At 67.2% G+C, this 5,182-nt stretch carries 3 protein-coding genes and 1 pseudogene; all 4 read right to left on the minus strand.

Going from position 1 to position 5,182, the window contains the following annotated elements; genetic code table 11:
- Nucleotides 1–149: 149 nt before the first annotated feature.
- Nucleotides 150–495: pseudogene (locus ABEA26_RS34840) on the minus strand (transposase family protein); the annotation flags it as partial.
- A 184-nt stretch (nt 496–679) separates the two neighbouring features.
- Nucleotides 680–1,519 (minus strand): SAM-dependent methyltransferase, encoded by an 840-nt coding sequence (locus ABEA26_RS34845; RefSeq protein WP_345597935.1) that lies wholly within the window; start codon nt 1,517–1,519, stop codon nt 680–682.
- A 793-nt stretch (nt 1,520–2,312) separates the two neighbouring features.
- Nucleotides 2,313–4,364, minus strand: a complete 2,052-nt coding sequence (locus ABEA26_RS34850; RefSeq protein ID WP_345597937.1) for a HelD family protein — start codon at nt 4,362–4,364, stop codon at nt 2,313–2,315.
- On the minus strand, nt 4,361–5,182 hold an 822-nt coding region (locus ABEA26_RS34855; protein ID WP_345597939.1), incomplete at its 5' end, for a helix-turn-helix domain-containing protein. The genes ABEA26_RS34855 and ABEA26_RS34850, both read right to left, overlap by 4 nt.

Raw genomic sequence — 5,182 nt, forward strand, 5'->3', positions numbered from 1 at the left:
GGCGACCGCCACCCGCGCGGGGCGGATGGTGCGCTCGCCGTCCAGAGGATTGGAATTGGCGGCCCGTTGGGGCGATTGGCGAAAATCCGATTACACAGGTGCGGCCACACATCTGTCGCTGTACAGGCGACGCTGACGCATTGAGGCTTTCATCGGTCTGAGCTGGCCAGATGCAGGGTGAGGACAGCCTGGACGAGGCGGGTGATCCGGGTGGTCGAGCACCGGAGCTTGCGAAGGAGCCGCCAGGACTTGAGGGTGGCCATGGTCTGCTCGACGAGTGCGCGGATCTTCGCGTGGGACCGGTTCACCCGCCTGCTGACCGGTGGAGAGAGTCTCCCACCGACCCCAGTACGGGGTACGTACCGTGCCGCCGGCACTCCGGTAGCCCTTGTCGGCCCAGCACGTGATGTCGGTCTTGGCGAGGGCGTCGACGATGCCGTGTTCGCGAGCCGCGCGGATGTCGTGGACGGAGCCGGGAAGGGCCGGTGAGGCCCACTCCGAGCAGCTGACCGGAGCACGGCGCCGTGCCCCGGCTGTGACTGCGCAGCGCAGTGGGCACCGTTCGCCGAACACTGGGCAGTCGGCTTGCGTTGTAGACGGGTCTCTCGGTGGACTCCGTCGCCGAGCGCGGCTGGGCTGTGGCGCGGGCAGGATGTGTACGCCCGGGCCACAGCGTCCTTCAGCGGTTGATCGCGATGGCGGCGAACTGCGGCGCCTCGTCGTTGTAGGGGGCTCCAGTGAGATCGCCGAGGATCTCGACCTCGTCGAAGCCGGCGTCGAGCAGGTCACCGGTCAGTTCGTCCGGGGTGAAATAGCGGACCCAGTTGAAGTAGGCCCTCGTCCGCTCGGCTTCGAAGATCTCGAACTTGTCCAGCGATACGCGCTCGCTCTCGTAACGGTAGGTGTTGTGGAAGCCGAAGTAGGGCTGGTCGGACCAGAATCCGTCCATGAGCGACGGGGCGTAGGTCGCCTGCTCACGCACGTCGGCCAACGCAGCCGTCGAGTCGACGTCGAAGACGAAGGAGCCACCGCTGTCGAGATGTGCGCGGACCGTGTGCAGGAGTGCTCGTCGGCCGTCCGGAGTCAGCGCGCAGTAGTCGCGCATCACCATGATGGTCAAGTCGTACCGTGCGTCGTCCCGGTAGGAGAGGTAGTCCTGCTCCAGGTAGCGGACGGACAGTCCGTCCGCGTGGGCGAGCGACTTCGCGTGATCGAGGGAGCGCGAGGACAGATCCAGCCCGGTGACGTCCGCCCTGGTGCGGGCGAGGCGGGTGGTGTAGAGGCCGGGTCCGCACCCGAAATCGGCGACGCGCAGACCCGCCCGAACGTGGAAGCGGCTGATGAGCCAGTCGACGACGTTCTCGAGGTACTCCGCCCGGTAGGAGGAAAGGTCGACGTGCGGGTCCAGGTGCGCGGCGAGCATGCGCGCGGAGATGTGGGGGTCGGTCCACAGGTCCGAGGTAGTGACCTGCGAGTAGATGGCGGGGCGGGCGTTCAGAGACGACAGCTCTTCGAACATGGGTGTACTTCCACAGTTCTCTCGAAGTGTTGGGAGACCGGCATCTCAAGCGCAGGGCAGCGACGAAGCCCGTACCGGTTCGGCCGGGTCGGGAGCATTCGTTGAATGGATCTCGTCATCAAGAGCGAGGAGAGCGCACCTGCCTGGCACCGGACACACTGATCCAGGCCGTCCGGCCCCGAAGACGCCGGTGTCGGACTCGCGAAGGGGCCGTCGAACGGCTGTGGCATGAGGGCTTCAGGCTTACTGGCGCATGTCGGTAACGGTAGACACCACCCTGTCGCCGCGCAAACCACATTCGGCACACGTACCACCGGGCACGCAGTCTCACCCGACACCCCGGCCTGCCCAGAGCCATGACCGACGGGACAGCTCCCGGGCGGACAGATCGGCCCACCGCGTGTCGCAGACGTGTCGGCGTCCTTCTTCCCCCACCCCAAGGCCGAACTCCTCCGGCGGCGCCACCAGAGCGCGCGGCATCACGCTGGCCGTCGTGCTGATGGCAGAGCCGATGAGCACCTTTGACGGGTAGCAGCGCCGGAGTCGGGTGGGTCGACCCACGACGGTTGAACACGCGAGCCCACCAGTACCGAGGTCGGGTTCACTCCAGGTCGATGGCGTCCTTGGACTGCTACCGGCCGCAACCGTACGGAAAGGAGCACCGGTTGCACCATGGTGGCGCACTTCCTGCCCGCACCGGGCCGGCCGACGGTCGCGGTGGCCGGCCCGGTAGTCGCGACGTGTGCGGCGGTGACGGTGGTGCCGGGTCCGGCCATGGCAATGCTCCTCCCGCTCACCTCGGCAGGTGCGGACTCGGGAGGCCGGCGTGGGTCACAGTGAGCCGGTGCAGCGCGCGGGTGCAGGCGATGTACAGCAGCGAACGGTCGGCGGCGGAGCTGTACTCCTGGGCCGACGCCCGGGCGACGATCACTTCGTCGAACTCGAGGCCCTTGGCGAGCGTTACGGGAATGACCGTGATGTCGTGTCCGAGCACGCCACATGAGTCGGCCGTCGCCAGGAGGATCCCGTCCAGCTTCTCCGACAGCCGTCGCCGCAGGAGCTGTGCCTGCGAGCGCGACTTGGTGATGACCGAGAGGCGGCCGCGTTCGGCGGCGCGGAACCGCCCGATCTCCTCGGCTATCCATCCGGCCTCCGACTCGCTGGTGTCGAAGCCGAGTACCTGGGGCTCGTCGCCGTGGCGGTCGATCGTCGCGATCTGATGTCCCCGGATCTTCGAGGCGAACCCCATGATCTCGGTCGTCGAACGGTAGCTGCGGTTCAGCTCCATCACCCGTGCGTCGTCGAACAGCCCCGCCAGGTCGTCCAAGGTGTAGTTCTCGGTGTTCCCCAGCGCTTGGCCGACGTCGCCGAGAACGGTCATGTCGCATCGGAAGAGCTGCCGCAGCACCGCGTACTGGGTCGGTGAGTAGTCCTGCATCTCGTCGATCATGAGGTGCTGGATCCGCTCATCGACGTCGAGACCGTCGAACCTGGCCGCGACGAAGAGGAAGGGGTAGACGTCCGCCCACTCCAGGGTTCCCGCCGTCGGCACCCGGAACGTCGTCGGGGCGTCTTCGCGACGGAAGAGTTCGCGGTAGAGCGCCCGCACGCTTTTGACGGTCAGCATGGCGGTGAGCGCCTTCGCTACCTCGCCGGGCCGCGGGTAGGTGGTGGCGAAGGCCCGGTCCTGGCGGTCTCGCCTGCAGATGAACTCGGCCATCTCACGCAGGCGCGTCCGCACCGGCAGCGAGGCCATGCGCTCGTAGAGCCCGCGCAGCTCCTCGGTCTCGACCCTGCACCCCTTGATGCGTAGGTCAAGGGGTTCGAAGCAGAGCGGGACCGCCTCGTCCACGGCCCGCTCCAGCCACCGGTGGAACGACGACGTCGACTTGCCCGATGCGCGCTCGCGTGCTGCGTCGTCACCGGGCTCGACGGGGTCGACCGGGTCGGTGAAGCGCAGGCGGTGACGCAGGAGCTGGGCGCGGGCGACACTGGCGAGGTCGAGTGAGGCGACCTGTTCCTCGCCCAGCTCGGGCAGCACGTCCGAGACGTACTCGGCGAAGAGGCCGTTGGGTGAGACGATGGCCATGTTCTCTGCCTTGAGCCGTCCACGCCGGCGGTACAGCAGGTAGGCGATGCGGTGCAGCGCGATCGAGGTCTTCCCGGACCCGGCGACGCCCTGAATGACGAGAGTGCGGTCCGATTCATTACGGATGATCGCGTTCTGCTCGCGTTGGATGGTGGCGATGATGGAACGCATATGGGCGTCGGTCGTCCGCCCGATCTCCTCCAACAGGATCTCATCACGGACTGCGTCCGCCGTGTCGACGGCGAACCGCAGAAGTCCGTCCTCGATCTTGATCTGGCGCTTGCGTTCGATCTGTCCGCCGATTCGCCCGGCGGGCGCTTCGTAGCTCGTCCAGCCGAGTTCGGCCTCGTAGTACACCCCGCCCAGCGGTGACCGCCAGTCCACCACCGCCGTGCCCTCGGCATCCTGGAGCGCGTTACGTCCGATGTAGTGGGCCTCCCGGGTACGGGTCACGTCCGAGGTGAAGTCGAGGCGGGCGAAGTAGGGAGATTCCCGCATGGATTCCAGCCGCTCGCGCAGGCGCATGGCATGAGCGCCCTCGGCGTCGATGTCTCGCAGGAGGAGCTCGTTCTGGTACATCTCGGCGGGGTCGATCTCGCCTCGGTTGTCGGCCATGTACGCCTTGACACCGCGATAGTTGCTGTCGTGAGTCTCGACCGTTTCGGTCACCGACTCGATCTTGCGTTCCAGGCGGCGCAGGGTAGCGGCGAGATGGCCGGCTTCCGCCTGATAGGCGTCCGACGACTCGGGGGTCACAGAGATGCTCCTGACGGTTCGAACTCGAGAAGTTGCGTGGGATAGCCGAATTCCACGCGTAGGGGCGCGGGCCGGAATCCGAGACGCAGCAGGGCTCGGCGGTGGCCGAGGTCGGCTCTGTCGCCTTCCCGGAAGGTGGTGATGGACAGCCGCGGGTGATCCCGGGCCGCGCGCAGCAGCGAGGGCAGCACCGACGACGCGCGGACCAGCGGATGTACGGCGAGGTACTCGATATGACCGGTCACAGAGTCGACGATCATCGCTGCCGCGCCCCGTCCGTTGCGGTGGGCGAAGAGTACTTGGCGGGCATCGACCTGCCGGCCGAGTGCCCCGGTGTGCTGCTCGACGTCGAGCGCGGGCAGCATGTCGACCGCCGCGAGCGACAGCGGAAGGAGGAGGTCGACACCTGCCCGATCGGTGACGTCCAAGTCGCCCCCGGCGCGGCCCAGCTGCCACTCGGATTCGTCAAACCGGTAGGGCAGGAGCAGCGGGAAGAACCGTTGCGCGCGTCGCCAGGTCGCCGGAGGTGTGCCGTAGTTCGCAGAGAAGGCGTTGGTGAACGACTGCTGACCGCTGAATCCGTGGCGCATGGCGATGTCGATGATCGGTTCGGATGTGGCGACCAGCGCTCGCGCGGCCTCTGTGAGCCGCCTGCGGCGTATGTAGGCGTGGAGGGCAAGGCCGAACGTGCGGCGAAAGGATCGATGGAAATGATAGGGCGAGTAGCCCGCGCGTGCGGCAACACGATCAAGGCGCAGATCGGTGTGCAGGGAACGTTCGATGAAATCGACCGTCGCAGCGTGCACGGTCGATCGCAT

This window comes from Streptomyces marokkonensis (assembly GCF_039539045.1).
Classification (GTDB): domain Bacteria; phylum Actinomycetota; class Actinomycetes; order Streptomycetales; family Streptomycetaceae; genus Streptomyces; species Streptomyces marokkonensis.

Coding starts and splice junctions, on each gene's coding strand:
- ABEA26_RS34845 (WP_345597935.1), bottom strand. CDS start 1,519: ATGTTCGAAGAGCTGTCGTCTCTGAACGCCCGCCCCGCCATCTACTCG.